Here is a 25,138-nt window from a genome sequence, read left to right on the forward strand (position 1 = left end):
AAGATTATTGGGTTGCCGGCATCATGACCGAACGGCTGCGGCAGGCGTTATTATTAACCTCCTGGCAGGCGCGATATTGGAGATCCTTCGTCATGCAGATGCGCACTTCCTGAAGATAATTGCGCTGGCAGGTGACAGAAATGCCGCTGGCCTTCATGCCCGGATTGGCTGCAAGAAAGGCTTTTTCGACCAGCATCGGGTCAACCCGGCGGTCACCGCTTACATTGCGAAGGCTGGGCGGAATATTGACCTGCTCATAGGCGTTGCGCAGCGTGTCGAAATAATCGCTCTGGGACAGACCCGAGCAGCTTCCGTGCTTGCGCCATTCATGGCCTATCAATCCAGCGGCCGGCATGATGTCCGAGAGGCTGGAAATAATCTGACGCGGAACATAACCGCCGCGGCTGCGCACATTGTCGAGCTGGCAATTGGCCGGATAGCCCCATTCATTTTGGGGCCAGAGACCATGGGCGACGAAGCCGAAAGGGCGCTGGTTGTTGCATTGCTGCTTGTTGGCGCGACGGCCTTCCGACGCGCAATAGCTCGGTGACCAAGAAAGCGACAGCACATAGAAGTCGAAATCGCCGGGCACATCGCCATTGTCCTGGTCGTCAGCAAGAGCTGCACCCGACAATATTGTCGTCGCCATCAGGGCAATCGAAAGCAAAGCGCTTGGGACAGCCGCCAGTCTTCGCAGCATGGAACCTCCGGTCAGGTCAGCGGAGGACGCGGCAGCTTGGCGCGTCGTAGACATACCAGCGGTCGAAGCCTTCAACGCAGAATTCCACGTTGCGACCGACCGATGCAAAACCCTGACCTTCTTCGACTAGATACCAGACGGAACGGTATTGGCCGTCGCTTAACACGGCAGTGGCCTTGCAATAGGTGCGTTCGATTTCTGCCGGGTTGGTCTTCGGCTCATAACGGGTCAGCTGAACATCGCTCATCGCTGAAATGCCGACTTGCGGCAGTTCGGGAACGTGGCGCACCTGATAGCCGAAGCGCGAGACCACCGAGCGCAGCACGCTCTGCTGGTTGCAGACGGTGTTGTCGACGACGGCTGGTGCAGACTGAGGATAATCGGCAGCGCTGGCGGGCAGGGCTGCAAAAGTCACCGGCAGGACGGAGGCGGCGAAGAGGGCGGCCCGCGAAAAGCGACCGAAGCGATCCAGTTTGCCCGAGGTAAGTTGCATGTCTCTATCCTGTCCCAAAATGCGAACGCGAAGCGCGCGCTTATGTCTGTGATAGCCGAAGCTTTGCTTCGCGCAGTTTCTTTCAGCACGCGGCAGCGGTCAAGAGCGATCCGTCTCGCCGCGTATCCACCGAACACTGAAATTGCTACCCTTTTCTTCGGCCAGCAGTTTCGTAAGGCTGGGAAGCACGGTTTGCATCTCACTTTCGAGTGTATAGGGCGGATTCACGACAATCATACCGGTGCCATCGAGGCGCGGCTTGGATGAGGGCGGGCGAATCGCCAGCTCGATCTGCATGATCTTCGGAATCCCGGTTTCATGAAGCCGCTTGGCGAAGCGCTCGGTTTCCTTGCGGTCCTTCACCGGATACCACAGCGCATAAGTGCCGCCGCCGAAGCGCTTGTGCGCCTTGGCGAGACCATCCACCATACGGTCGAATTCGCCTTCAATTTCGAACGGCGGATCAACCAGCACGAGGCCGCGTTTTTCCTTTGGCGGAAGATGCGCGCCAAGCGCCAGCCAGCCGTCGAGTTCAATGACGCGCACCTGATAATCGCCGTCGAAGCGCTTTGCCAGTTTGGCCGCATCCTGCGGGTGCAGTTCCAGCGCTGACAGGCGGTCCTGCTTGCGCAACAAATGCCGCGTCACATAAGGCGAACCAGGATAGTGGCGGAGTTTTCCGTCCGCGTTCACCGCCCGCACTGCATCGAGATAAGGCGTGAGCAGTTCCAGCACTGCCGGTTCGATCTGGCCTTTTTCGACCGCTTCGATGACACGGTGAATGCCACCCGTCCATTCGCCGGTCTTGCCCGCTTCGACGCTTTTCAGGTCGTAAAGTCCGATGCCCGCATGGGTGTCGATGACGCGAAAGGCCTGATCCTTGCGCTTCAGATAGTCGATGATACGGGCGAGGATGACGTGTTTGACGACATCCGCGAAATTTCCGGCGTGATAGGCGTGACGATAATTCATGATCGCGCTTGTTTCACGGCTTTCCGCTTTCGGCAAGAGGATACCAATTTCCGATTCGCCACGACTGTCATAAATGTGACATACAGCGGTCACCAACCGCATCTTCACCTGAGTCGAGCTTGCAATGTCCGGTGGCGTCCTTCTGATCGTCCTGTTTGGCGCGTTTCTTCACGCGAGCTGGAACGCCATCGTCAAAAGCAGCGGCGACAAGTTTTTCGCTGCCGCCAGCGTGACCGGCGCTGCCGGTTTCATCGCCTTGTTCATCGTGCCATTTCTGCCGATGCCGAATGCGGTCAGCTGGGTCTATATCCTGATGTCGACCGTCACCCAGACTTTCTATATGTCGCTGGTGGCGGCGGCCTATAAATCCGGCGATATGAGCGAGGCCTATCCCATCATGCGCGGCACGCCGCCTTTGCTCGTCGCGCTGGTCAGCGCCCCGCTGGTGGGCGAGGTCATGGGCTGGAAGAGCTGGCTCGGCATTGTCTTCATCTGTTCAGGCGTGCTGGCCATGGCGCTGGAAGCAAGGCGGCGCAATCGCGGCACCTCCAGTCGCACGGCCATTCTGGCGCTGACCAATGCCGGCTTTATCGCCGGTTACACTATCATCGACGGTCTTGGCGTGCGGGCGTCGGGTGCGCCGCTTTCCTATACATTATGGCTGTTTGTCATCAATGCCGTGCCGTTGGCGGGCTGGGCGCTCTATCGCGAGCCCGACCGTTTTATCAGCTATATGCGCAATCGCTGGCGTCCGGCGCTGATCGGCGGCGTGGGGACGCTCGGTTCCTACGGGCTGGCACTCTGGGCGATGACCATGGCGCCGATTGCCGTGGTGGCGGCCTTGCGTGAAACCGCCATCCTGTTCGGCATGATCATTTCTGCGGTCGTGCTGAAGGAAAAGGTAGGGTTGCCGCGTTTTGCGGCTGCGGCACTGATTGTGCTGGGTGCGATTACGCTTCGTCTGTCTTAGAGGTCCTACGTTGAAAACATATTTCGCCGTGTGAGCGCTTGCGGTAATAAAGAAATATGAACGAGCAAATTTCCATATCCAATATCAAGATCGGTCATTCGGCTTGCCCGCATGACTGCCCGTCCACCTGCGCGCTCGACGTCGAACTTCTGGACGAGCGCACCATCGGTCGTGTGCGCGGTTCGAAGGACAACAGCTATACGGCGGGGGTCATCTGCGCCAAGGTGGCGCGTTATGCCGAACGCGTTCATCATCCGGATCGCCTGAAACACCCCTTGATACGCTCCGGCGATAAGGGCGCGGGCGAATGGAAACAGGCGTCCTGGGAAGCAGCGCTTGATCTGATTGCCGAGCGGTTTTTGAAAGCCGAAGCAGAATATGGCAGTGAAAGCGTCTGGCCCTATTACTATGCTGGCACGATGGGGCTTGTTCAGCGCGATTCCATCAATCGTCTTCGCTTCGCTAAGCGCTATTCCAACCAATTCGATAGCTTCTGCACGAACATGGCCTGGACCGGCTATTTCGCCGGAACGGGAAGCCTGATCGGCCCCGACCCGCGTGAGATGAGCAAGGCCGATGTGGTGGTGATCTGGGGCACCAATGCTGCCGCAACGCAGGTCAATGTCATGACCCACGCCGTGCGTGCGCGCAAGGAACGCGGCGCAAAGATCGTCGTCATCGACATTTATGCCAATGCGACCGTGCGACAGGCCGATATGGGCATCGTACTCAAGCCCGGCACGGATGGCGCCTTTGCTTGCGCCGTCATGCATGTGCTGTTCCGCGACGGCCTTGCCGATTGGGATTATCTGGAGCGCTACACCGATGACCCGAAGGGGCTGGAAGCGCATCTGGCAACCCGCACGCCGGAGTGGGCCTCCGCCATCACCGGTCTGACGGTTGAGGAAATCGAAGCCTTCGCGCATCTGGTCGGCAAGACCAAGCGGACCTATTTCCGCCTTGGCTATGGCTTCACGCGCCAGCGCAATGGCGCGGTGAATATGCATGCCGCAGCCTCTATCGCTTGTGTGACCGGCGCTTTTCTTCATGAAGGCGGCGGGGCGTTTCACTCTAACGCCAGCATCTTCAAATTCGACAAGCGCGAGATTGAAGGTCGGGCGATGCAGGATAAGACCATCCGCTTCCTCGACCAGTCGAAGATCGGGCGCGTTCTCACCGGCGATCGCGAGGCGCTTTATGACGGCCCGCCCGTCATGGCGATGCTCATCCAGAACACCAATCCGATGAATGTGACACCGGAACAGCGTCTTGTCCGCAAAGGTTTTGCGCGCGAGGACCTGTTCGTCACCGTGCACGAGCAGTTCATGACGGATACGGCCAAGATGGCCGATGTCGTGCTGCCTGCCACCACATTCCTCGAACATGACGATATTTATCGCGGCGGCGGCCAGCAGCACGTGGTGCTTGGGCCAAAGCTGATCGAACCTTTAGCCGAGGCGCGACCGAATATTTTCGTCATCAACGAACTAGCCAACCGGCTGGGCGTTGGGCATCTTCCGGGCTTTTCTGTCGATGAGCGCACGCTGATCGATAATATGAATGCCAATAGCGATCTGCCGCATTTCGACGGACTGAAAGAGCGACGCTTTGTCGATAAGCAGCCGCCATTTGAAGAAGCGCATTACATCAATGGCTTCAAATGGCCGGATGGCAAATTCCGCTTCCGTCCCGACTGGACGGGTAGTCCTGCACCGGACCGTCCGCCGGAAGTCATGGGCCTGCAAGGCGAGTTCCACTCGATCCCGGAATTCCCGGATTATTGGGAAGTCATTGAGGTGGCGGATGCCGAGCATCCGTTCCGGCTCGCGACATCACCGGCGCATAATTTCCTGAACTCGACTTTTGCCGAAACGCAGACCTCTATGGCCAAGGAAATCCGCCCGGAACTGCTGATTCATCCGGACGATGCGGCGGAACTTGGCATTGCCGATGGCGAGCGGATCGAGATCGGCAATCATCGCGGCGAAGTGGTGCTGCACGCCGTGTTTCGCGCTGGTCAAAAACGCGGCGTGGTGGTGTCGGAAGGCATTTTTCCAAACACGTCATTCGAGCGCGGCGAGGGGATCAATACGCTGCTCGGTGCGGAGCCCGCCGCTCCTTATGGCGGTCTGGCGGTGCATGACACAAAGATCTGGATCAGAAAACTTGCGTAATAAAAAGCCGCGCCGAATGTCTTCGGCGCGGCTTTTCCGTAAAGCAGACTAACGATTAACCGGCGTAGTTCAGCTTCAGCTTGGACACACCAACAGCTGCATTGAGGCCACGCTGGCCCTGAACCGAAATCGGCTGCAGCGAAATCGTCTTCCAAGAACCACCCGTCAGGATGTTCGTGCCGAAACCGATGCCGATGGCTGCATTGGCCGAAGCGCCGACATAACGGCCCTTGAGTGCGCCTTCCGGACGAACGGTCGGAGCCCAGACGGCCCAGGCGACAGTGCCGCCATTGATAAAGCCGACGTCAACGCCGAGCTTGGTGATCGTTCCGGTGTAATGTTCCAAAGGATTACCACGGCGCGCAGGGCGGAACACACAATCAACCTCCTGCTGGCTGCCGATGATCACACCGATCGCCGGGGAAATGTCGCAGGTCAGGGTGCCGACTTCCGAACGCGGCTGCGTGCGACCCGAAGCGGGAGGAGCTACGAAGTCTGCCGCGATGGCGGGAGCGGTGACAGCAATGCCGGAGATGACGGCCATTGCGGACAGGAAGGAAGTCGAAAAACGGAGAGACATGATCTTGTCCTCTTCTTGAACACATATTGAAAGAGACGGGGCTGCATAGGCTCGTCTCAATAACGGGGATTGCCGAAGCAAGTTCCGTTACAAATCTGAATTAGAGCTTTTTGCGGGAAATTAAAGTTTTATTAACAAAAAACTCGGGGTGTGATGAATTTGTCGCGCATATGCGCGGAAGCGCCCTCAGGCGCTCACGAGCATCGCGTCGGCTAGAGACGCATCATCGTCCTTCTGGCCATTCGCAAACTGCCGCAGAACGAGCGGATAAATCCGATGTTCGGCTTTCAAAACACGTGCCGCCAGCGTGTCGGCAGTGTCGCCGTCGATGACCGGCACGGCAGCCTGAGCCAAAATGGGGCCTTCGTCCATGCCTTCCGTCACAAGATGCACGGTGCAGCCTGCAAGTTTCACACCGGCGTCGATAGCGCGCTGATGTGTGTGGAGGCCCGGAAAAAGTGGCAGCAGGGAAGGGTGGATGTTGAGGATGCGTCCTTCATAGGGCGCGATAAAACGCCCGGACAGAAGCCGCATATAGCCAGCGAGGCAGAGGAAATCAGGCTTCAGCGTAGCCAGCGCGGCGAGGATCGCATCTTCATGCTCTTCCTTCGACGCAAAATCCCTGCGCGTGAAAACTTGTGTGGCAACGCCAGCGGCTTGCGCTTTCACGAGGCCGCCTGCATCTGCCTTGTCGGAAAAAACCGCGACGATTTCCGTCGGAAAGTCGGGTGCCTGCGCAGCCCGGATCAGCGCCTCCATATTGGAGCCGCCGCCCGAGATGAAAATAACGGCCCGCTTGCGGCTCATAGTGCGAGCGTGCCCTTATAGACGACGCCGTCCTTTTCGCGTGCGATCATGCGACCGAGCGTGACGACCTGTTCGCCTTCAGCCACGAGGGCCGCGACCACTTCGTCAACCTTTTCAGGCGTGACGACGGCGATCATGCCGATACCACAATTGAAGGTACGCAGCATTTCATTGGCTTCCACGTTGCCGGTCTTGGCAAGCCAGGAGAAAACGGGCGGTACGGCGATGGCCGTCAGGTTGATTTCGGCAGCCAGACCTTCAGGCAGAACGCGCGGAATATTGTCGGGGAAACCGCCGCCGGTGATATGCGCCAACGCCTTGATACCATCCGAAGCGCGGATGGCTGCAAGCAGCGGCTTCACATAAATGCGGGTCGGGGTGAGTAGCGCTTCACCCAACGTCGAACCCGGCTGGAATGGCGCATCGGACTTCCAGCCGAGGCCGGACAGTTCAACAATGCGGCGCACCAGCGAAAAGCCGTTGGAATGAACGCCGGAAGAGGCGAGGCCAAGAATGATATCGCCTTCGGCAATATCGCCGCGCGGCAACAGCCGGTCGCGCTCTGCCGCGCCCACGGCGAAACCGGCCAGATCGTAGTCGCCGTCGCGATACATTCCGGGCATTTCAGCGGTTTCGCCGCCGATCAGCGCCGAGCCAGCCTGACGACAGCCTTCGGCAATGCCTGCAACGATGTCCACGCCCTGATCGGGCGACAGCTTGCCGGTGGCATAATAATCGAGGAAGAAAAGCGGCTCCGCACCCTGTACAACCAGATCGTTCACGCACATGGCGACGAGGTCGATACCAACGGTGTCGTGCTTGTCAGCGTCGATGGCGATCTTCAGCTTGGTGCCCACGCCGTCATTGGCGGCGACCAGAACCGGGTCCTTGAAGCCTGCCGCTTTCAGATCGAACAGGCCGCCGAAACCGCCGATCTCGCCATCCGCACCGGGACGGCGCGTCGAACGCACGAGTGGCTTGATCTTTTCAACCATCAGGTTGCCGGCATCGATATCGACACCTGCCTGCGCATAGGTCAGGCCATTATGGCCGTCGAGCTTGTTTTCCGAGGACATGGCCTGCTCCTGAAACTGGGTGCTATCCACTAGGGTCTAAACTCGATTAGGTTTCGGGCGCGGCGCGAGCTGGATTTTGTTTTAGAATAGGAGAAAAGACCGTGATGGAGTAAATCTCCATGAGGGCTTTTCGACGCATTCTGGGACAAAATCCACCGCGTTCCTTCGGAATATGACGGAAATCCCTCATCTTTTCGTCGCGAACACTTGATGGAGATACACTCCACCTTCGCGTTCGCTCCTAAAGCTGAGCGATTTTCGCTCATACCGCGCTCCAAATCCTAATCGAGTTCAGACCCTAGCGCGCAATGCCACGAGATGGCGCTGCCCGCAAGGTCAAGAAGCGGGAAAAGCGCAAAACTCTGCTGGATTCTGCCCAGTTTTTCGCATGATCGGCCGTTGTCGTGCCGATGACTGCGTGTGTCGCATGGCTTTGCATTTCGCGCGGGCCAGTCTACTCTTAGTACAGAATGAGCCGAGCATCAGCGATAAGATGCCGGTAATGCAATTCTGATATTGTTTTGCCAGCAGATATTTGCAGAGAACGGAACCATATGGTCAAGAAGCCGACGCCGACACGCCAGACAAGCGCCAGAACAGATACCAACCAGACGGCTGGCAGCAAAGTCATTCGCCAGACGGATGCCATCGCTTCGGATGGCAATATCCACGTCAATGTCGAAGTCGGCAGTTTGACGGGAACAACGGTGCGGCGTCAGGCGATGTTCTGGGTCGCGACAATGGCCTTGTTCGTTCTGTTTCTGGTGGTGTTCAGCTCGGTGCTGCTGCCTTTTGTGGCGGGCATGGCTCTGGCTTACTTCCTTGATCCCGTGGCTGACAGGCTCCAGCGTTTCGGCTTGTCGCGTCTGACTGCAACTGTCGTGATCCTGCTGGTTTTTCTGATCGCGCTCGTCGTCGGGCTGATGATCATCGTGCCAATTCTGGCGACGCAGCTTGCCGATTTCATTTCCAAACTGCCCGGATACATCACGCAATTGCAGTCGTTGCTCGCTAACGAAAACTCGCAATGGCTGAAGAAATATATCGGCATCGACAGTTCGGTCATTCAGCAAAATCTCAGCGCGCTGGTCCAGCAGGGCGCCGGTTTCATGACAACGCTGCTGCAGTCCCTGTGGAATTCGGGGAAATCCCTGATCGATATTGCGGGACTTTTCGTCGTCACGCCGGTCGTCGCCTTCTACATGCTTCTCGACTGGGACCGGATGGTCAATCGCATCGATTCCTGGGTGCCGCGCGCGCAACTTCATACGGTGCGCCAGATCGCACGCGAAATGAATGCAGCGGTTGCAGGCTTCATTCGCGGGCAGGGCACGCTCTGCCTCATTCTGGGCACGTATTATGCCCTGGGACTGACCCTGACGGGGCTCAATTTCGGCCTGCTGATCGGCTTTTTTGCCGGTCTGATCTCCTTCATTCCCTATATCGGCTCGTTCGTCGGTCTGGCACTCGCCATTGGTGTGGCGCTGGTACAGTTCTGGCCAGACTGGATCATGATCTGTGCCGTCGCGGCGGTGTTTTTCATCGGCCAGTTCGTGGAAGGAAACATCCTCCAGCCCAAGCTGGTTGGGTCGTCGGTTGGCCTCCATCCGGTATGGCTGATGTTCGCTCTGTTCGCGTTCGGTTCACTGTTCGGCTTCACCGGAATGCTGGTCGCTGTGCCCGCTGCGGCGGCAGTCGGGGTGCTTGTGCGTTTTGCCTTGAATCGCTATCTCAATTCACCGATGTACGATCCAGCCTTTCGTCGTCGCGACCCGGATGCGGGGCCGCTGATCGAGGCAGGCGAGAATGCAGGCCCGAATGCAGGCAGGGACAAATGAGACTGAACCGCAATCTGGACGGATGTGCGGGAGGCAGCGATGCGTGACGCCCCGCGTCAGATTCCGCTGAATCTCGAACACCAGCCCGGTTATCACCGCGAAGACCTGATCGTCACGGGCTCGAACCGTGCGGCGGTTGACCTTATCGACCGCTGGCCGAACTGGGTATCGCCGGTTACGATCCTGGCCGGGCCTACCGGCGCGGGCAAGACGCATCTCGCCGAAATCTGGCGCGCAGGTACAGATGCGCTTCTGGTCGATCCCGCGCGGATTACCGATGAAATCGTTCAGGCTGCGGCAGAGCGCGCCGTGCTGATTGACGATATTGGCGGCACGCCGTTCGATGAAACGGGGCTGTTTCACCTCATCAACAGCGTTCGCCAGCATGCCGCGCAGGGTTTCGGGCCGTCACTCCTGATGACGTCGCGCCTGTGGCCCGCGAACTGGAACGTAAAGCTGCCCGATCTCGCTTCGCGGCTGAAAGCGGCCACCGTGGTGGAAATCGCCGAGCCGGACGATCTTTTGTTGTCGGGTGTCATTCACAAGCTTTTTGCCGATCGTCAGGTCAGCGTTGAGCCGCATGTCGTGACCTATCTGGTCAGCCGGATTGAACGTTCGCTCCTGTCTGCGATCCAGATTGTCGACAAGCTCGACCGGGCGGCTCTGGAACAGAAAACCCGCATCACGCGGGCGCTGGCGGCGCAGGTGCTGGCTGATACGGATGGCCAAACGGGCGACAAGGCAGGCTGACGGTGAAGATTGTCGTCACGGGGGCAGGCGGGTTTATCGGCAGCGCGCTTGTGCAGCAGCTGTATGACGAAGGGCATCAGGTCACGCCCCTCTCTCGCAACGATCTGGCGAATGCGTATTTCTCCGGCACGGAGTCCGTTGTGCACTGCGCGGCCCTTGCCCATCGCACGGGCGCGGAACGACCGGACGCTGATGCTTTCGATGCCGTCAATCACCGACTGACTGTTGAACTGGCCGAAAAGGCGAAACAGGCGGGCGTGAAACGCTTCGTCTTCGTTTCAACCATCTATACCATTGCCGGAAATCCAACGCCGTTGACGCCCGACATGCCACTATCGCCGAGGGCAGACGACGATTATGGACGCGCTAAGGCGAAGGCGGAAGCGGCGCTGCTGGCGATGACCGGCATCGAGGTTGTCATTGCGCGTCCCGTACTCGTCTACGGTCCCGGTGCACGCGCCAATCTCCGGGCCTTGATGAAGCTCTGCGATAGTGCATTTCCGCTACCGTTCGGCATGGCGAACAACCAGCGCAGCTTCGTATCCTTGCAGAATGCCGCCCGCGCACTTGCTTTCCTGTCGCAAGCTCCGGCTGAAAAAGTCGCGGGGCGGGTGTTCCATCTGGCTGAACCCAAACCACGTTCAACGCGGCAACTGGTATCCATCGCCCGTAAGGCTATGGGGCGTCCGACGCGCCTTCTGCCCGTGCCGCCAATGCTGATGCGCCTGCTGTTGACGGCACTCGGAAAAAAGGGGCTCTATGAGCAGCTGTTCGGTGATCTGACAGCGGACACGTCGTCACTGACCGGCGCCGGGTTTGAATATCTTCGTGGCGATCCGCAGATTGCAGCCATGGCTGCGGAAGTTAAAAAAGCCTAATTCTTATCTCCAACCGCCTTGGGCGGGACGATGCGGGACTGCGTCTGTAGAGGCGCGCTTTTAGCGATCTCGGGCTTCTTCGTGACCGAGCCGGTGATCAGCGTTGCGCTGTCGGGCTTGTTGCGACCGCCGACAAGCTGATCTTCATGAACCCAGCCAATCATATTGGTCTTAGGCACGATGACGCGATGCCAGCGCCCTGTCTTGCCGTAAGAGCGCATCTCGCGTCCCTTTGCGACGGTGCCGATGGCTGCGGATTTGTCCCATGCATTCTTGTGAATGGTCAGCTGCGTCCGGGCATAGACGACCGAAGGCGAATGCGCAGGCGTGTTGACGCCACGCGGCGGCATCATATGCGGGCCGGTCGGCGCTGAGGCGACGAGTTGATTGGTCGGGCGTGGCGGCTTCGGCGCTTGAACGGTGACTTGAGTTGGGGCTTGAGCCGCCGCCTGCTGAACGGGCTTCGGAGCGACAGGCGCTACAGGCGCTGACGGACGCGGCACAGGGCCAACGGCTGCACCATAGTCCTTGTCTTTCTCCTTCGACAGTGCGGTCGTTTCTGGAGCCTTTGCGGTAACCGTGGGCTTGCTTTCCGTGCGGGGCGGGGTCGATGCAAAAGGATTGGTCGCGGAGCGCGGGAACAGCGCCGTCAGTGCGGCTTGCGGGCTTTTGTGCTGCGAGGTGGCCCATAGGCTGAAAGCGCCAAGACCGAGGATGGCGGCCAACGCCAGAACAGGCGCAGACGAACCAGATCCGCCCTTGGTGGAGCGGGACCTCTTTTTCGGTGCAGCTTTTCGGGTGGGCTTCCGTGCAGCCATATGTCTGACCCCTGTTCGAATCGCGATGGCTAGACGCTAACAAGTCTTCCTTCGCATTTCGTTACCTGGCGCTTAATGGGCAAGGGCAGGCCACAAACGGAAAACGCCGCTTTCGCGGCGCATCCAATTCTTCGAGAAGAGGCTAATCAGTGTCCGGACGTCTCGCCGGAAACCTTATCCTGTTGTTTCTGGTTCGATTCCTGCTCTTCAACTGCGTCACGCCACTGTGCCCATTCGCGTTCGTGACGACGATAAAGTTCATCGGAAACAGTCTGGATACTCATTTTGATCCTCCGTTCATCTGGCGATGCAGATAACACGGAGCTGCCCAGAACGTTGCATCACAAAGCGTAAGCACTTGAAATCTAAATCGGTTTATATGTTTATAACCTTTTTAGAGGTCAGTTTTCCTCGACGGAAACACCGCCTTCTCCGATTTTTAACTCGATCCCGGCGGGTTTCGTCTCTTCGCGATAGACGTAAAAAGCCAGACCGGTGGCAACGACGATCAATGCGCCGATAATCAGATAAAGCCCGTTTCTGTTCACATTCAACTCCTTAACGTGAGGGGTAAGAATGGAACGCCCGAATGCGCCATCGGTTCCGATAAAGAAAACCCACGCGGCCATGCGCTCGCGTGGGTTGTTGCGGACTTGATCGGCAATCAGTGCGTTATGGCAGGCAGGGTTTCCGCCGGAACCATATGGGTAAATGGCGGCAGATAGGCCTGTGCCATCACGAGAAGACCGATGAGCGACGCCAGCGCAACCGAGTGGAAGAACACATAGCGCAGGATCTTCGACTCATGCCCGTACCACTGGGTTGCCGTGGACGCGACAACGATGGATTGCGCATCGATCATCTTGCCCATGACGCCACCCGACGAGTTGGAGGCAGCCATCAGTACCGGCGAGAGCCCGAGCTGCTCGGCGGTAATCTTCTGCAAGCCGCCGAAAAGAACGTTGGATGCCGTGTCCGAGCCGGTGAGGGCAACGCCGAGCCAACCCAGCATTGCGCCGAAGAACGGATAGACCCAGCCGGTCTGCGCGAATGCAAGACCAAGCGTGGCATCCGTACCGGAATAGCGGGTGACATAGCCCAGCGCCAGCATGGCCGCGATGGTGATGAGCGAGAAGCGCACCACATAGGCAGTCTTGCCGTATTCCTTCAGCAGCTTGAACGGATTGAAGCCCAGAACCAGCCCCGCCACGATGGCGGAAAGCAGGATGCCCGACCCTGTGGCCGACAGCAGATTGAGCGTATAGACCGCCGCTTCCGCATGAGCTTCGGCGACGACGGGCGGCACTTTGAACACCAGATTATGCAGATAAGGTACCTGCACTTTCAGCACCCAGAGTGAGTCGAGCCATGCACGGAACTGTGGCGTGCCCCACAGAAACACGAAGACTGACAGAATCAGCCATGGCAACCACGCACGGAAAACGATTCCGCTCGCATGTTGCTGCGGTGGCGTATAGGGCGCGGCGACTTCGTCGGCATCGAGACTGGTGGAAGTCCAGATGCGTTTCGGCTGCCATATTCTCAGAAATCCGGCGAGCGCTGCCATGGAACAGACGGCGGCAACCACGTCGACCAGCCACGGACCATGGAAGTTTGAAACCAGATATTGCGGAATCGCAAAGGCCACACCGGCAACCAGCAAGGCAGGCCAGACTTCCAGCATGCCTTTGCGTCCGGCAAAGGCCCAGATCAGCCAGAAGGGCACGATAACCGAGAAGAACGGCAATTGCCGCCCGATCATGCCTGATAGTTGCAGAAGATCGATGCCGGTCACGGCGGAAAGCGCGATGACTGGTGTTCCAAGCGCGCCATAGGCCACAGGCGCGGTGTTTGCGATCAGCGACAGGCCAGCAGCTGGGAGAGGGGCAAAGCCCAGCCCCATGAGCATCGCCGCAGTGACCGCGACAGGCGTGCCAAAACCAGCCGCACCTTCAAAGAAGGCACCGAAGGAAAAGGCGATGAACAGCAGCTGCAGACGGCGATCCGGCGTAATCCCGGCGATCGAATCGCGCAGAATGTTGAATTGCCCGGTCTGTTCAGTAAGGCGATAGAGAAAAATGACGTTCAGGATAATCCAGCCGATGGGCAAAAGCCCGTAGGCCGCGCCATAGACGGCAGTTGCGCCTGCCTTGTCGGCGGGCATACCAAATCCTACAACGGCGATGATGAGAGCGGTCAGAAGACCGAGTATTGCTGCAGTATGAGCTTTCATATGGAGAAAGCCGATGCCGCCCAACAGGACGACAATTGGCAAAGCGGCAAGCAATGTTGACCAGAACATGCTGCCCAAAGGGTCGTATACTTGATTCCAGGGCATGGTTTCCTCCCTTCCTGGACTGAAAAACGTTCCTCTCTTCAATGCAAAATGCTTCACCGGTCTGTCTGCCGATGAAGAGGCAACGGACACCATCCTCTCCCCGGACGTGCCTATTGCTGATTGTTGACTTCTTTAGACGATTGATTGGTAAACTTACTTTACCAGGACTGTCAATTCGGGCTCTTCTGCTACTTTAGGCATGGATATGCTGCTCGTGCAGGAGAAAAGTCTGTGCTTGTTCAAATGACGTAACGTCAGAACTTGTTCTGATTCGGGAAAAGCATGCGCCAATACAGGCCGCTTTTTCGTCGTTATTTCAGCGCATATTGGAAGGCCTCTTTGAGAGGAGGCTGTCATGGTCACGCGCGCATTGCCGCCGAAGGAATTCGAGGCACAGAATGTTCGTCAGGGCAGGCAGGGAACCCAGGTTCTGACCGTGTTGATTGTCAGTCTGATGGCATCCCTCGTCGTGTGGATGTTTGTCGGGCTGTTCGGGTAGAACCGGGCAGTTAGAGCGGCATTCGCCCTTTGCCGCCGGGCACCGATGAAGCGGCGCGGCGGAAAAGGACTTTGTGCGCCAGCGCCAATCAGGCTTTTTTCGACGGGCCAGTCATGGCAAAAGCCAGCTTGAACGCGATGCGCCCGACGACCAGCGAAAAGCAGAAGGCGACCGGCCAGGCAATCACGAAATTGCTGACCCAATCATGAAGCCAGGCTTCAGTCGGGCCGAGATGCAGGAAGCCCATGAATCCCGTCATCAGAAAAGCCATCATGCATGAGATCAACGCCTGAGCGAGAATAAGTGTCTTGGGCGACATTCGGAAAACTCCACAAACAGATAGGCGTGAAGCGGTCTTTAGGGATTTCGATCCGAAGAAGAGCACAGCACCACCAAGAGAAGGTTAGGTGCCGTGGGTTCGCTGAAGCGGTTGATTCCCGCGTCTAACGGGCACCGGAATAACCAACCGGCCTGGAATTTTTCGGCAGAGCCTCAATAAACCAGCCGGTCGCAAAGTCAATTGTCCGCCCGGACTTCCCCACGAAAAGACATTTTGTAGTCTCCGGGGAAATATCTAATGATAGGGCGGGGGAAGGCACTGCGAGTCGTCAATTTGCATTGACTGGTTGTGATTACCCTGCCGGCGGCTGGGTCGGCACATCAATAAGGGAACCAGCCAAAGCAAATTGGGAGAACTTAGCATGCGTGTCTTGAAGCGTATCGTCGTGGCTGCTTCGGTGGCGACGATGGCAACCATGATCGGCGGACTGGCAACGACTGCTGCAAATGCCGAAGCACCGCTGAAACTCATCATCGGCACCGAGGGCGCCTATCGTCCGTTCAATTTCATTAAGCCGGATGGCACCCTGGCTGGTTTCGACGTGGATATCGCAAAGGCGCTTTGCGATGAAATGAAGGCCGAGTGCACGTTCATCACGCAGGAATGGGACGGCACGATCCCGGCGTTGCAGGCCGATAAATTCGACGCCTATGTATCGTCCATGTCGATCACGGAAGAGCGCAAGAAGCAGGTCGATTTCTCCAACAAATATTACAACACGCCTCCCGGCGTCGCGGTTCCGAAGGATAGCGACATCAAGGGCGTGACCAAGGCGGACCTTGCAGGCAAGACGGTCGGCGTGCAGGTTTCCACCACCCATGCCAATTATGCCGAACACGCCTTCACCGACAGCACGATCAAGGCTTATCCGACCGCTGACGAATATCGCCTCGATCTGGCCAATGGTCGCCTCGATGCCGCCAATGATGACAGCGTCACGCTGGCCGAATGGCTGAAGACACCGGATGGCGCCTGCTGCAAGATGGTCGGCACCTATCCGCCCGACCCGGAAATTCACGGTGTTGGCGTGGGCGTCGCCCTGAAGAAGGGACGTCCGGAACTGGTTGAAAAGTTCAACGTCGCCATCAAGGCCATCCGTGCGAATGGAAAATACAAGGAAATCAACGACAAATATTTCGATTTCGACGCTTACGGCTCGGAAGACTGATTCTATCCGCGAATTTGCACCGGCTTGCGATGCGCAAGCCGGTGCATTCAAGCGAGCTTTTGGCAGGGGCGGGTCCAACTCTTGCGTCAACTGTTCGATTTTTTTATGAAAGTTTGAAAATAGCTCTTGCCTTAGGAAAGCGAATTCTCTAGGGAACTCAACGTCCGAAAGGGCCACGGAGCGTAGCGCAGTCTGGTAGCGCACCTGATTTGGGATCAGGGGGTCGCAGGTTCGAATCCTGCCGCTCCGACCATGTTTTCCCCACCATGATTGACCTGAAAAAACCAAGCTATCCTGTGCTTGGCTTGTGGCGCGCGTCTTTATCGCGTTGACATGGGTTGGTGGGTCTACTATTGCCTTGTTGAAATTCAGAGCCCTTTTGGGGGCGGCAAGAGCATAGTCCAAGGTTCTTCAAATGGTTGCACGCATTTTCCGTCCAGCTAAGACTGCCATGCAGTCCGGTCAGGCCAAGACAGATCAATGGATCCTCGAATACGAGCCGGAAAGCCCGCGCAAGGTCGAGCCATTGATGGGCTACACGTCGTCAGGCGATATGAAAAGCCAGATCCGTCTCGCTTTTGATAGCCAGGAAGACGCCATCGCTTATGCAAAGCGCTATGGCATTGCCTATCGCGTTGCCGAGCCGAACGAACCGAAGCGCCGCAAAGTGTCCTATTCGGACAATTTCCGCTTCGATCGCACGATGCCCTGGACGCATTGACAGCTTGCCCGGTCTTGGTCATCGCGCTAAGGCCGGAATATGATCGCTCGGGCTTTTACTGAAGCCCGAAGCGCTCAAAATGTCTTCGACTTTTCAAAGACGTGGTCCCGTAGCTCAGCTGGATAGAGCACCGGCCTTCTAAGCCGTAGGTCGCAGGTTCGAATCCTGCCGGGATCGCCACCTTTCCCAAATTTCCGTTCCGTTCTGCCTCCATGCGTTCATCCCGTGGGAAATGTTGCGCGCATGGATTTGCACGCCGGTTCTTGGTCCTGAGGACTTGGAATACCGCGACGGTGAGAATCGCGCTTAAAGGCGCCGGTCTTCTCGTCGGAAAGGTTGTTATGAAGCTCGTGTTTCTCGCAGTATCGTTTGCTATTGTTTTTCTCACTCCGATTGCCTATGCGGCGTCCGACGGACAAGCGGATAGTTGTATCGTCGCACCCCCGCAGAAATGCTGCCCCAACAAGGACAAACCCAATTCTATGATCTGCTTCCCCTATACCAGCAGATCATAAGCCGGTTTGATCCCTGTCATTGTCAGTAAAACTGTCGATATCCGGTGGATAGAGCCCGATTGTCTTTCTTGTTTACAGCTTTCGCGTGTATTTCAGCAAAGCTTTAATAAGTGAAGAGGAGAGGGCATGCGTTATATTCCAACGGCGGTGGCCGGGTTCATCGGTCTGGTTTTGCTCAGCGTTATTCTGGGCTCATGGTACACGATCGACGAAGGCGAACGCGGTGTCGTTCTGCGATATGGCGCGGTCGCCGGGGTCGCGCAGCCGGGACTGGGTTTCAAGATTCCCTTGATTGATTCCATCGTTCGCGTTTCGGTACAGTCGAAGGCGGCGATCTATAACCAGATGGAAGCCTATAGCCGCGACCAGCAACCGGCGACCATGAATCTGTCGGTCAATTATCGCATCCCGCCTGATCGCGTCGAGGAAGTCTACGCCAATTACGGCGGCGAGGACGGCCTGCTGTCGCGTCTGGTCGAGCGTCGCGTTTTCGAGGAGAGCAAGACGGTGTTCGGCAAGTTCAATGCCGTGACGGCCATTCAGGAGCGCAGCCGTCTCAATCAGGAGATCGCAGAAGCCATCCAGAGCAGCGTACGTGGGCCGGTGGTTGTCGACAGCGTCCAGATTGAGAATATCGACTTCTCCGATGCCTATGAACAATCCATCGAGCAGCGCATGCTGGCGGAAGTCGAAGTGCAGCGTTTGCGCCAGAATGCCGAGCGCGAAAAGGTGCAGGCGGAAATCACCGTCACGCAGGCCAAGGCGCAAGCTGATGCGCGCCGTGCGGAAGCCGAAGCGCAGGCCGATGCCGTGCGTCTTCAAGCCGAAGCGGAATCGGAAGCTATTCGTCTGAGGGGCGAGGCGGAAGCAACCGCCATCAAGGCGCGTGGTGACGCGCTGCGGGATAATCCGGGTCTCGTATCGCTGACACAGGCGGAAAGATGGAACGGCCAGTTGCCATCGACCATGTTGCCGAACAGCTCCATCCCGATGCTGAACCTTAATCCGCAGACCGTGTCTGAATGATCGGAAAATGGCGGGGCAAAAAACCCCGCCATTTTTTTGATCTCGTGGCCGGCTTAGCGCGGTTCGTTGCCGCGTGCGCGGATATAGGCACGTGGGCCATGACCGCCCGGGCGTCCGCCGTGCCAGCCGGGACGATCCCAGTTCCGGTTACGATAGCGATAGTCAGGGCGACCCCAATAACCGCGACGATAATAGTAATCATCGCGATCATTGAGCGCGGAGCCGATGGCCACACCGGCGATCAGCGGAATGCCGATGAGGGCTGCGTTACGTCCGAAATCATTGGAATAGCCGCTGCCGACCGTTCCTTCCTGAAACGCGATATAGCGTGACGACGACCAGCCATGGGTTCCGCCATAGCTCACCTGACACCAGCCATAACCCGAGGTGCAGCCGTGTACTGTCACCGGCGCGCCGCCCGGGATGGCGCCCATGGACGGATAGCTGGTGCTGGGGCCGGTGCGGATATTGAGATTGGCGGTGGAGATGGCGTTTGCGGCCTGTGCCGCGCCAGCCGACAAGACTCCCAACGCCACAAGGGCAGCTCTCAAAGCGAGTTTCATCGAACATCTCCCTGAATGAACACGATGAATGACGACAATCTTTTATGAAACGAGGCTGTCGGGCGAAAGTTCCTCTTTGGAACTTGGTAAACAGTCGGACGTCAGGGCAATCGGTGAGAAAAGCAATATACGGGACAAAGAAAAAGCGCCGGGATATCCGGCGCTTTTGTATACGTTTGCTTGGTGGGTCCGGGCTTAGCGTTTGCAGCGCGCCACGTAGATTTTGCCATGACGGTTGCGGTATTCGCAATTGCCATTGCGCAATTCGCGCACGAGCAGACCACCAAGCGCGCCTGCACCTGCACCGATCAGAGCACCCCGCCCGCCGCCGGCGATGCCGCCGATAATCGCGCCTGCACCCGTACCGATGGAAATATCTTTTTCAGTGGTGGTGCAGCCTGAAATTGCCATCAGCGCCACCAGTCCAAGTGCTACTTTCCGCATTTCTGTGTCCTCCGTAAGTGCAGTGATGCAATAAGAACGATTCGCCTTGAAATCGGTTGCTCGAAAATAAAGGAGAATTTGCAGCGAAAACAGTGGTTAGCGGCGATAGCGCAGAATGACCGCAATCGCCAGGACGGCCAGACCTATGGCGATGAAACCCTGAATAATGAAAACCGCATTCATCATGATATCGTCCTTTAGCGCTGATGGTTTTCCGTCAAACCACCGCGCATATGGTGCCACTGAAAGCACTTTGCGAAAAGTATAGAGCGCATTCCGGCTGCTGCAAGGTGCCGGGCATGCGCTCGCACTCGATTATGCCCGTCAGATCGCGGCAAAGCCTTTTTCAAGATCTGCGATGATATCGGCAACATCTTCCAGACCAATCTGCAGCCGGATGACCGGTCCTGGATAATTGCCCTTGGCAATCAGGCGGTCGGCAACGCGCACCTGCAGCGCGAGGCTTTCATAACCGCCCCAGGAATAGCCAAGGCCGAAGATTTCCAGCGCGTTGAGGAAAGCATGGGCTTCCGCCTGTCCGCCTTCTTTCAGAACGAACGAGAAGATGCCCGACGAGCCGGTGAAATCGCGCTTCCAGATTTCGTGGCCGGGATGGCTTTCAAGGGCAGGGTGCAGAACCTGTGCGACTGCGGGATGGCTTTCGAGCCAATGGGCAACTTCCAGTGCGCTCTTGCGGTGATGCTCCAGCCGGATGCCCATGGTGCGCATGCCGCGCAGGACTTGATAGGTATCGTCGGGGTTGGCGCAAAGCCCAAGCGTGCCGTGGGTTTCGAGAAGCTGCGGCCAGCATTTCTCGTTGGCGGAAATGGTGCCGAACAGAATGTCGGAATGGCCGGATGGATATTTGGTCGAGGCGTGAATCGTAACATCCACACCGAAGTCGAGCGCCTTGAAATAGACTGCGGTTGCCCAGGTGTTGTCCATCATCACGATGGCGTCGCCTTTGTGGGCAGCTTCAACGATGGCCGGAATGTCCTGCATCTCGAAAGTGTTGGAGCCGGGCGATTCCGTAAAGACCACCTTGGTATTGGGCTTCATCAGAGCCGCGATGCCCGCGCCGATTTCCGGGTCGTAATATTCGACATCCACGCCCATGCGCTTGAGGATCGTATCGGCAAAATGACGGGTCGGATTGTAGATCGAATCCACCAGCAGAGCATGATCGCCGGAAGACAGGAAGGCCAGCAGTGGCACGGTCACAGCCGCCAGACCGGACGGAACGCAGACGGTTCCGGCAGAGCCTTCCAGTGCATTGATCGCATCGCAAAGCGCATCGCTGGTGGGCGTTCCGCGCGTGCCATAGGTATATTTCTGGTTGCCGGTCGCCATGGTCTCGGCATCCGGGAAAAGCACGGTCGAGGCGCGGACAACCGGCGGATTGACGAAGCCGTGATAGTCGCGTGGCTGATAGCCATCATGCGCCAGTCGAGTGTTTATCCCCAGTTTCGCCGTGTTGACTTGCTGCTTAGCCACGAAATTGCCTCCAGACCGTGTTGCATGCGTTCCGCCGGTTCTCTTTTAGAGAGCTCTGCATGGTCGTACCGTCTACCGGATGCGGCCAGATGCGGTTGGCAGAAAGATCAATGATTCCGCCGATAACGGAATGTTTTGAAGTTCATTCGATAAGCCGCGTCTGGGCTGGATGCAACCCTGTGGTCAGTGCTCGAAGTGCAAGATGCGATGCGAAAAGGGAATAATGGAATGTCATCACCGGATATGAAAAACACGCTTCTCAATCCGGTATATGCGGCCATTGAACTTATCCGCTCCTTTCTGCGTCCTGCTTATAAGGGAGCTCCCTATTCCTGGACGATGCAGATGACAGCAATCGTCGTGCTGCTGCCCTTCATCATCCTGATCCTGCACCTATGGGACGCCGATATCGTTCGTGCGGCGGCTGGAAGCACCAATATCGTCATGGAAATCCTGCGAACCGTGACCGACGCGATCCGCACGCTGGTGTGGCTGGCGGTGGCGCTGATCGTCTGGCTCGTGACGGCTTTCATCTTGTCGCCCGGTTATCGGGGGCAGATGCGCCCCATTCTCATGCGCTGGCACGGTTGGGCCACGCTGGTATTGGCATCCATCGTCGCGGGCAGTATTCCAACGGAAATCGGCAAGCTTGCCATCGGTCGCGCGCGCCCGTTTCTGCTCGATCAATATGGTGCAGCCTATTTCTCGCCGTTCAAGGGTGAGTTTCTCTATGAGAGTTTCCCGTCGGGCCATTCGATGATGGCGGGTATCATGATGATGTCGCTGAGCATTTTTCTGCCACGCTGGCGCTTTCCGATTATCGTTATCGGTCTGTTGTTCTGCATCAGCAGGCTTGCTGCCGGAGCGCATTTCCCGACCGACATTGTGGCAGGTTGTACGATTGGATTGCTCGCAACCTGGTGGGTGGCGCGCTACATGGCGACGCGAAATATTATTTTTTCACTGGATGATAAGCACACGCTCCCCACTGTGTGATTCTGGCCCTGACCGCGGCTGTTTTCGACAGCCGCGCTAGGGCTATGTTCATTTAAATAACTGTTATTACTCTATTTTCACTTTCGAGATTCCAGCAAGTGTCGAACCTCACACTTTGTTAGCCGCGCTACCCAGAAATTGGGAAACCGTGTAAAAAATTGAACCGCTGTTTCGGGCTTTTCCACGAAACGCGGATTTTGCCGCCGTTATTAACTTGACCAATGCCCAAATATCGCCTTCGATAAGGCGGTGAAGGCGACAGGCGCCGCTGTGCTCGAAAATAATCAAGAGGCCGGATAAACTGGTCAGGGCGAGAGGCGGTCTGCTATGCAGCGTGGGGTTGAGGACGAGCGCAACGCTTTTCCCGGAAAAACCTATGCAACAACAACGAGAGAGACGCACGGGCAGTTTGCCCGACGTTTCCAGGGAACAAAAAGGTTGCAGGCCAGATGAAAAATACAATCGTAATGGGGTTATTGGGTGCGGCAGCGCTGTTCGGCGCGGCTTCAGGGGCATCTGCCGACACGCTTTCGGATGTGAAGGCAAAGGGCTTCCTGCAATGTGGCGTCAACACCGGTCTTCTCGGTTTTGCTTCGCCGGACGACAAGGGCGAATGGTCGGGCTTCGACGTGGATTATTGCCGCGCGGTCGCGTCCGCGATATTTGGCGATCCGACCAAGGTGAAGTTTACGCCGCTCAATGCCAAGGAACGCTTCACGGCATTGCAGTCTGGTGAAGTGGATGTTCTGATCCGCAACACCACCTGGACTATCAGCCGCGATACGTCGCTCGGTCTTGATTTCGCGGGCGTGAACTATTTCGACGGCCAGGGCTTCATGATCAATTCGAAGAAGCTTTCCGGCATCAATTCGGCGCTTCAGCTTTCCGGCGCTTCGATCTGCGTTCAGGCTGGCACCACGACCGAACTGAACATGGCCGATTATTTCCGCTCCAACAAAATGGAATATAATCCGGTCGTCTTCGAAAAGGTCGATGAAGCCAATGCGGCTTACGATTCCGGTCGTTGCGACGCTTATACCACCGACCAGTCCGGCCTTTATGCGATCCGCCTGACGCTCGCCAATCCGGACGATCACGTCATCCTGCCGGAAATCATTTCCAAGGAGCCGCTTGGACCAGCTGTCCGTCAGGGCGATTCCAAGTGGGCAGACGTTATCCGCTGGACCCATTATGCCCTGTTGAACGCCGAAGAATTCGGTATCACGAAGGCCAATGTCGATGAGATGAAGAACTCCGACAACCCCGAAATCAAGCGCTTGCTTGGCACCGAAGCCGATACGAAGATCGGTACCGATCTCGGCCTCGACAATGACTGGGTCGTCAAGATCATCAAGGGCGTCGGCAATTACGGCGAATTGTTCGAACGCAATCTCGGCAGCGGCAGTCCACTCAAGATCGCGCGCGGCCTCAATGCCCAGTGGACGAAGGGTGGCCTGCAATACGGCATGCCGATCCGCTAAGGACGACGGCTTTTGCATCTGACATGGGGTGGGGGCATTTGCACCCGCCTCATGCCGGATTTGTCAGCTCTTTATTTCCCTGAGAACAGGTTTCCCTCGGGATCGGACCTGTTTCGTAGCAGGCATTTGAAATGGGCGTTTGCCCACAAGAGCGCATAGCATTTCGCTGGCCAGACATTTGAACCGGCCCGTCGCAAAAAAGTATGGTTCGGCTGCATTGACGTTTCGAGAATTACGCTTCCGTTTGGGAGCGCCGTTTCCGTTCCGAAAAATTTGCGCCAGAGCCCCAAGATACGGGAAACATATGGCTTCCTATTCTGCAACCGAACGCCATGATGGCGGTGGAACCTCACTTCTCTACGATCCGCGCGTTCGCGGCATCTTCTATCAGGTGATTGTGTTCGTCGCGGTCGTAGGCTCGATCTACTGGATCGTCGGAAACACGATCACCAATCTTCAGCGCGCGAATATCGCCTCCGGCTTCGGCTTTCTGAACGGTCGCGCGGGTTTCGATGTCAGCCAGACACTGATTTCCTATAACAGCGATTCCACCTATGGCCGGGCCATTCTGGTCGGTCTGGTCAACACACTCTATGTGGCGGGCTTGGGCGTTATCACGGCCTCGATCATCGGCTTTCTTGTCGGTATCGGTCGTCTGTCGCGCAACTGGCTGATCCGAAAGATCTGCACGGTCTATGTCGAGGTGTTTCGCAACATTCCGCCGCTGCTGGTCATTTTCTTCTGGTATTTCGGCATTCTGGCCACCTTGCCGAATGTGCGCGAGAGCATCAGCGGACCGCTGCACACCTATATCAATACGCGCGGTTTCTTCATGCCCGCGCCAGTCTGGGGTGAGGGGGCGTGGCTGATACTGGCGGCGCTCGCATTGGGCATTGTCGCCTCTTTCGTGGTGGCGCGCTGGGCCAAGCGCCGGCAGATGGCGACGGGGCAGCCCTTCCATACAATCCGTGTCGCGATCGCTTTGATCATTGGTCTGCCGCTACTTGCCTTCATCGCGACCGGTTTTCCGGTATCCTTCGATGTCCCGAAACTCGGGACGTTCAATCTGACGGGTGGCGCGCAGGTCAAACCGGAATTTTTGGCGCTGTTTCTGGCTCTGTCTTTCTATACGGCGTCGTTCATTGCCGAAACGGTGCGCGCAGGCATTCTTGGCGTCAACAAAGGGCAGACTGAAGCCGCTTATGCTGTGGGCATGCGGCCCGGCCCGACGATGCGGCTGATCATCGTGCCGCAGGCGCTGCGCATCATCATTCCGCCACTGTCGAGCCAGTATCTGAACCTTATCAAGAATTCCTCGCTGGCAATCGCCATCGGCTATCCGGATCTGGTCGCCGTCGGCGGCACGATCCTCAATCAGACGGGCCAATCGGTTGAAGTCGTGGCGATCTGGATGGTGATCTATCTGGGCATCAGTCTGGTTACATCCGCCCTCATGAACTGGTTCAATGCCAAAATGGCGCTGGTGGAGAGATGACC

Annotated in this window: 26 protein-coding genes and 2 tRNA genes; 14 read left to right on the top strand and 14 right to left on the bottom strand. The window is 57.3% G+C overall.

Annotation, left to right across the window (positions count from 1 at the left end; all coding sequences use genetic code 11):
- Nucleotides 1-4: 4 nt before the first annotated feature.
- The 3 genes from HWD97_RS12410 to HWD97_RS12420 all read right to left on the bottom strand — a co-directional run bounded on the left by HWD97_RS12410 (nucleotide 5) and on the right by HWD97_RS12420 (nucleotide 2,165).
- A complete protein-coding gene (locus HWD97_RS12410; protein WP_140024819.1) occupies nucleotides 5-700 on the bottom strand; it encodes a ribonuclease T in 696 nt (231 codons plus the stop codon).
- Between the two features lie 16 nt (nucleotides 701-716).
- Nucleotides 717-1,193 carry a hypothetical protein gene (locus tag HWD97_RS12415; RefSeq protein WP_109368686.1) on the bottom strand — a complete coding sequence of 159 codons (477 nt, stop codon included), beginning with the start codon at nucleotides 1,191-1,193 and terminating at the stop codon, nucleotides 717-719.
- 99 nt (nucleotides 1,194-1,292) lie between these two features.
- Nucleotides 1,293-2,165, bottom strand: a complete 873-nt coding sequence (locus HWD97_RS12420; protein ID WP_109370202.1) for a 23S rRNA (adenine(2030)-N(6))-methyltransferase RlmJ — start codon at nucleotides 2,163-2,165, stop codon at nucleotides 1,293-1,295.
- Nucleotides 2,166-2,289: 124 nt separating this feature from the next.
- On the opposite strand from HWD97_RS12420, the gene HWD97_RS12425 reads away from it, so the two are divergent.
- Together HWD97_RS12425 and HWD97_RS12430 are read left to right on the top strand one after the other, a co-directional pair.
- Nucleotides 2,290-3,135 carry a DMT family transporter gene (locus tag HWD97_RS12425; RefSeq protein WP_109368687.1) on the top strand — a complete coding sequence of 282 codons (846 nt, stop codon included), beginning with the start codon at nucleotides 2,290-2,292 and terminating at the stop codon, nucleotides 3,133-3,135.
- Nucleotides 3,136-3,191: 56 nt separating this feature from the next.
- The gene (locus HWD97_RS12430) at nucleotides 3,192-5,309 is read left to right on the top strand and encodes a molybdopterin oxidoreductase family protein (protein WP_109368688.1); all 2,118 of its coding nucleotides are present in this window, start codon (nucleotides 3,192-3,194) and stop codon (nucleotides 5,307-5,309) included.
- Nucleotides 5,310-5,364: 55 nt separating this feature from the next.
- Here the strand turns inward: HWD97_RS12430 and HWD97_RS12435 are convergent, their stop codons facing one another.
- From HWD97_RS12435 to purM, 3 genes are all read right to left on the bottom strand, one after another.
- Nucleotides 5,365-5,889 carry a DUF992 domain-containing protein gene (locus HWD97_RS12435; protein ID WP_109368689.1) on the bottom strand — a complete coding sequence of 175 codons (525 nt, stop codon included), beginning with the start codon at nucleotides 5,887-5,889 and terminating at the stop codon, nucleotides 5,365-5,367.
- Between the two features lie 186 nt (nucleotides 5,890-6,075).
- Nucleotides 6,076-6,696 carry a phosphoribosylglycinamide formyltransferase gene (purN, locus tag HWD97_RS12440; RefSeq protein ID WP_109368690.1) on the bottom strand — a complete coding sequence of 207 codons (621 nt, stop codon included), beginning with the start codon at nucleotides 6,694-6,696 and terminating at the stop codon, nucleotides 6,076-6,078.
- Nucleotides 6,693-7,772, bottom strand: a complete 1,080-nt coding sequence (gene purM / locus HWD97_RS12445) for a phosphoribosylformylglycinamidine cyclo-ligase (protein WP_109368691.1) — start codon at nucleotides 7,770-7,772, stop codon at nucleotides 6,693-6,695. Before purM ends, purN begins: the two co-directional genes overlap by 4 nt.
- Before the next feature lie 554 nt (nucleotides 7,773-8,326).
- Between purM and HWD97_RS12450 the strand changes: the two genes are divergently transcribed.
- From HWD97_RS12450 to HWD97_RS12460, 3 genes are read left to right on the top strand one after another with little or no spacing between them, the layout of a single operon-like run.
- Nucleotides 8,327-9,610: an AI-2E family transporter gene (locus HWD97_RS12450; protein WP_109368692.1), complete on the top strand. Its 1,284-nt coding sequence runs from the start codon at nucleotides 8,327-8,329 to the stop codon at nucleotides 9,608-9,610.
- A 39-nt stretch (nucleotides 9,611-9,649) separates the two neighbouring features.
- On the top strand, nucleotides 9,650-10,360 hold the full coding sequence (hdaA, locus tag HWD97_RS12455; protein ID WP_109368693.1) for a DnaA regulatory inactivator HdaA: 711 nt from the start codon (nucleotides 9,650-9,652) through the stop codon (nucleotides 10,358-10,360).
- 2 nt (nucleotides 10,361-10,362) lie between these two features.
- Nucleotides 10,363-11,238 carry an NAD-dependent epimerase/dehydratase family protein gene (locus HWD97_RS12460; RefSeq protein WP_339439842.1) on the top strand — a complete coding sequence of 292 codons (876 nt, stop codon included), beginning with the start codon at nucleotides 10,363-10,365 and terminating at the stop codon, nucleotides 11,236-11,238.
- Here the strand turns inward: HWD97_RS12460 and HWD97_RS12465 are convergent.
- The 4 genes from HWD97_RS12465 to HWD97_RS12480 all read right to left on the bottom strand — a co-directional run bounded on the left by HWD97_RS12465 (nucleotide 11,235) and on the right by HWD97_RS12480 (nucleotide 14,394).
- The gene (locus tag HWD97_RS12465; protein ID WP_109368695.1) at nucleotides 11,235-12,056 is read right to left on the bottom strand and encodes a hypothetical protein; all 822 of its coding nucleotides are present in this window, start codon (nucleotides 12,054-12,056) and stop codon (nucleotides 11,235-11,237) included. The genes HWD97_RS12460 and HWD97_RS12465 overlap by 4 nt on opposite strands.
- Nucleotides 12,057-12,202: 146 nt before the next feature.
- Nucleotides 12,203-12,340, bottom strand: a complete 138-nt coding sequence (locus HWD97_RS12470) for a hypothetical protein (protein ID WP_371835077.1) — start codon at nucleotides 12,338-12,340, stop codon at nucleotides 12,203-12,205.
- A 117-nt stretch (nucleotides 12,341-12,457) separates the two neighbouring features.
- A complete protein-coding gene (locus tag HWD97_RS12475) occupies nucleotides 12,458-12,604 on the bottom strand; it encodes a hypothetical protein (protein WP_109370203.1) in 147 nt (48 codons plus the stop codon).
- 116 nt (nucleotides 12,605-12,720) lie between these two features.
- The gene (locus HWD97_RS12480; protein WP_109368696.1) at nucleotides 12,721-14,394 is read right to left on the bottom strand and encodes an L-lactate permease; all 1,674 of its coding nucleotides are present in this window, start codon (nucleotides 14,392-14,394) and stop codon (nucleotides 12,721-12,723) included.
- A gap of 355 nt (nucleotides 14,395-14,749) precedes the next feature.
- On the opposite strand from HWD97_RS12480, the gene HWD97_RS12485 reads away from it, so the two are divergent.
- Nucleotides 14,750-14,893, top strand: coding sequence for a hypothetical protein (locus tag HWD97_RS12485; RefSeq protein WP_180917957.1), 144 nt, complete (start codon nucleotides 14,750-14,752; stop codon nucleotides 14,891-14,893).
- Between the two features lie 88 nt (nucleotides 14,894-14,981).
- Here HWD97_RS12485 and HWD97_RS12490 read toward each other — a convergent pair whose 3' ends face one another.
- Nucleotides 14,982-15,212, bottom strand: coding sequence for a DUF2798 domain-containing protein (locus tag HWD97_RS12490; RefSeq protein WP_109368697.1), 231 nt, complete (start codon nucleotides 15,210-15,212; stop codon nucleotides 14,982-14,984).
- Nucleotides 15,213-15,594: 382 nt separating this feature from the next.
- On the opposite strand from HWD97_RS12490, the gene HWD97_RS12495 reads away from it, so the two are divergent.
- The 5 genes from HWD97_RS12495 to HWD97_RS12515 all read left to right on the top strand — a co-directional run bounded on the left by HWD97_RS12495 (nucleotide 15,595) and on the right by HWD97_RS12515 (nucleotide 18,663).
- Nucleotides 15,595-16,401: an ABC transporter substrate-binding protein gene (locus HWD97_RS12495; protein WP_109368698.1), complete on the top strand. Its 807-nt coding sequence runs from the start codon at nucleotides 15,595-15,597 to the stop codon at nucleotides 16,399-16,401.
- 176 nt (nucleotides 16,402-16,577) lie between these two features.
- A tRNA-Pro gene (locus HWD97_RS12500) sits at nucleotides 16,578-16,654 on the top strand.
- A gap of 162 nt (nucleotides 16,655-16,816) precedes the next feature.
- Nucleotides 16,817-17,122: an ETC complex I subunit gene (locus tag HWD97_RS12505; protein WP_109368699.1), complete on the top strand. Its 306-nt coding sequence runs from the start codon at nucleotides 16,817-16,819 to the stop codon at nucleotides 17,120-17,122.
- Between the two features lie 103 nt (nucleotides 17,123-17,225).
- Nucleotides 17,226-17,302, top strand: a tRNA-Arg gene (locus HWD97_RS12510).
- 461 nt (nucleotides 17,303-17,763) lie between these two features.
- Nucleotides 17,764-18,663 carry a prohibitin family protein gene (locus HWD97_RS12515; protein ID WP_109368701.1) on the top strand — a complete coding sequence of 300 codons (900 nt, stop codon included), beginning with the start codon at nucleotides 17,764-17,766 and terminating at the stop codon, nucleotides 18,661-18,663.
- A gap of 53 nt (nucleotides 18,664-18,716) precedes the next feature.
- Here HWD97_RS12515 and HWD97_RS12520 read toward each other — a convergent pair whose 3' ends face one another.
- The 3 genes from HWD97_RS12520 to HWD97_RS12530 all read right to left on the bottom strand — a co-directional run bounded on the left by HWD97_RS12520 (nucleotide 18,717) and on the right by HWD97_RS12530 (nucleotide 21,164).
- The gene (locus HWD97_RS12520) at nucleotides 18,717-19,226 is read right to left on the bottom strand and encodes an SH3 domain-containing protein (protein ID WP_371835078.1); all 510 of its coding nucleotides are present in this window, start codon (nucleotides 19,224-19,226) and stop codon (nucleotides 18,717-18,719) included.
- Between the two features lie 195 nt (nucleotides 19,227-19,421).
- On the bottom strand, nucleotides 19,422-19,670 hold the full coding sequence (locus tag HWD97_RS12525) for a YMGG-like glycine zipper-containing protein (protein ID WP_109368703.1): 249 nt from the start codon (nucleotides 19,668-19,670) through the stop codon (nucleotides 19,422-19,424).
- 324 nt (nucleotides 19,671-19,994) lie between these two features.
- Entirely contained in the window at nucleotides 19,995-21,164 is a 1,170-nt protein-coding gene (locus HWD97_RS12530; protein WP_109368704.1) for a cystathionine beta-lyase, read from the bottom strand.
- A 228-nt stretch (nucleotides 21,165-21,392) separates the two neighbouring features.
- Here HWD97_RS12530 and lpxE point away from each other — a divergent pair, with 228 nt between their 5' ends.
- From lpxE to HWD97_RS12545, 3 genes are all read left to right on the top strand, one after another.
- The gene (gene lpxE / locus HWD97_RS12535) at nucleotides 21,393-22,160 is read left to right on the top strand and encodes a lipid A 1-phosphatase LpxE (protein WP_109368705.1); all 768 of its coding nucleotides are present in this window, start codon (nucleotides 21,393-21,395) and stop codon (nucleotides 22,158-22,160) included.
- A gap of 449 nt (nucleotides 22,161-22,609) precedes the next feature.
- A complete protein-coding gene (locus tag HWD97_RS12540; RefSeq protein WP_109368706.1) occupies nucleotides 22,610-23,641 on the top strand; it encodes an amino acid ABC transporter substrate-binding protein in 1,032 nt (343 codons plus the stop codon).
- Nucleotides 23,642-23,945: 304 nt separating this feature from the next.
- The gene (locus HWD97_RS12545; protein ID WP_109368707.1) at nucleotides 23,946-25,136 is read left to right on the top strand and encodes an amino acid ABC transporter permease; all 1,191 of its coding nucleotides are present in this window, start codon (nucleotides 23,946-23,948) and stop codon (nucleotides 25,134-25,136) included.
- Nucleotides 25,137-25,138 lie beyond the last annotated feature (2 nt).

This window comes from Ochrobactrum sp. C6C9 (assembly GCF_022627935.1).
GTDB classification, from domain to species: domain Bacteria; phylum Pseudomonadota; class Alphaproteobacteria; order Rhizobiales; family Rhizobiaceae; genus Brucella; species Brucella teleogrylli.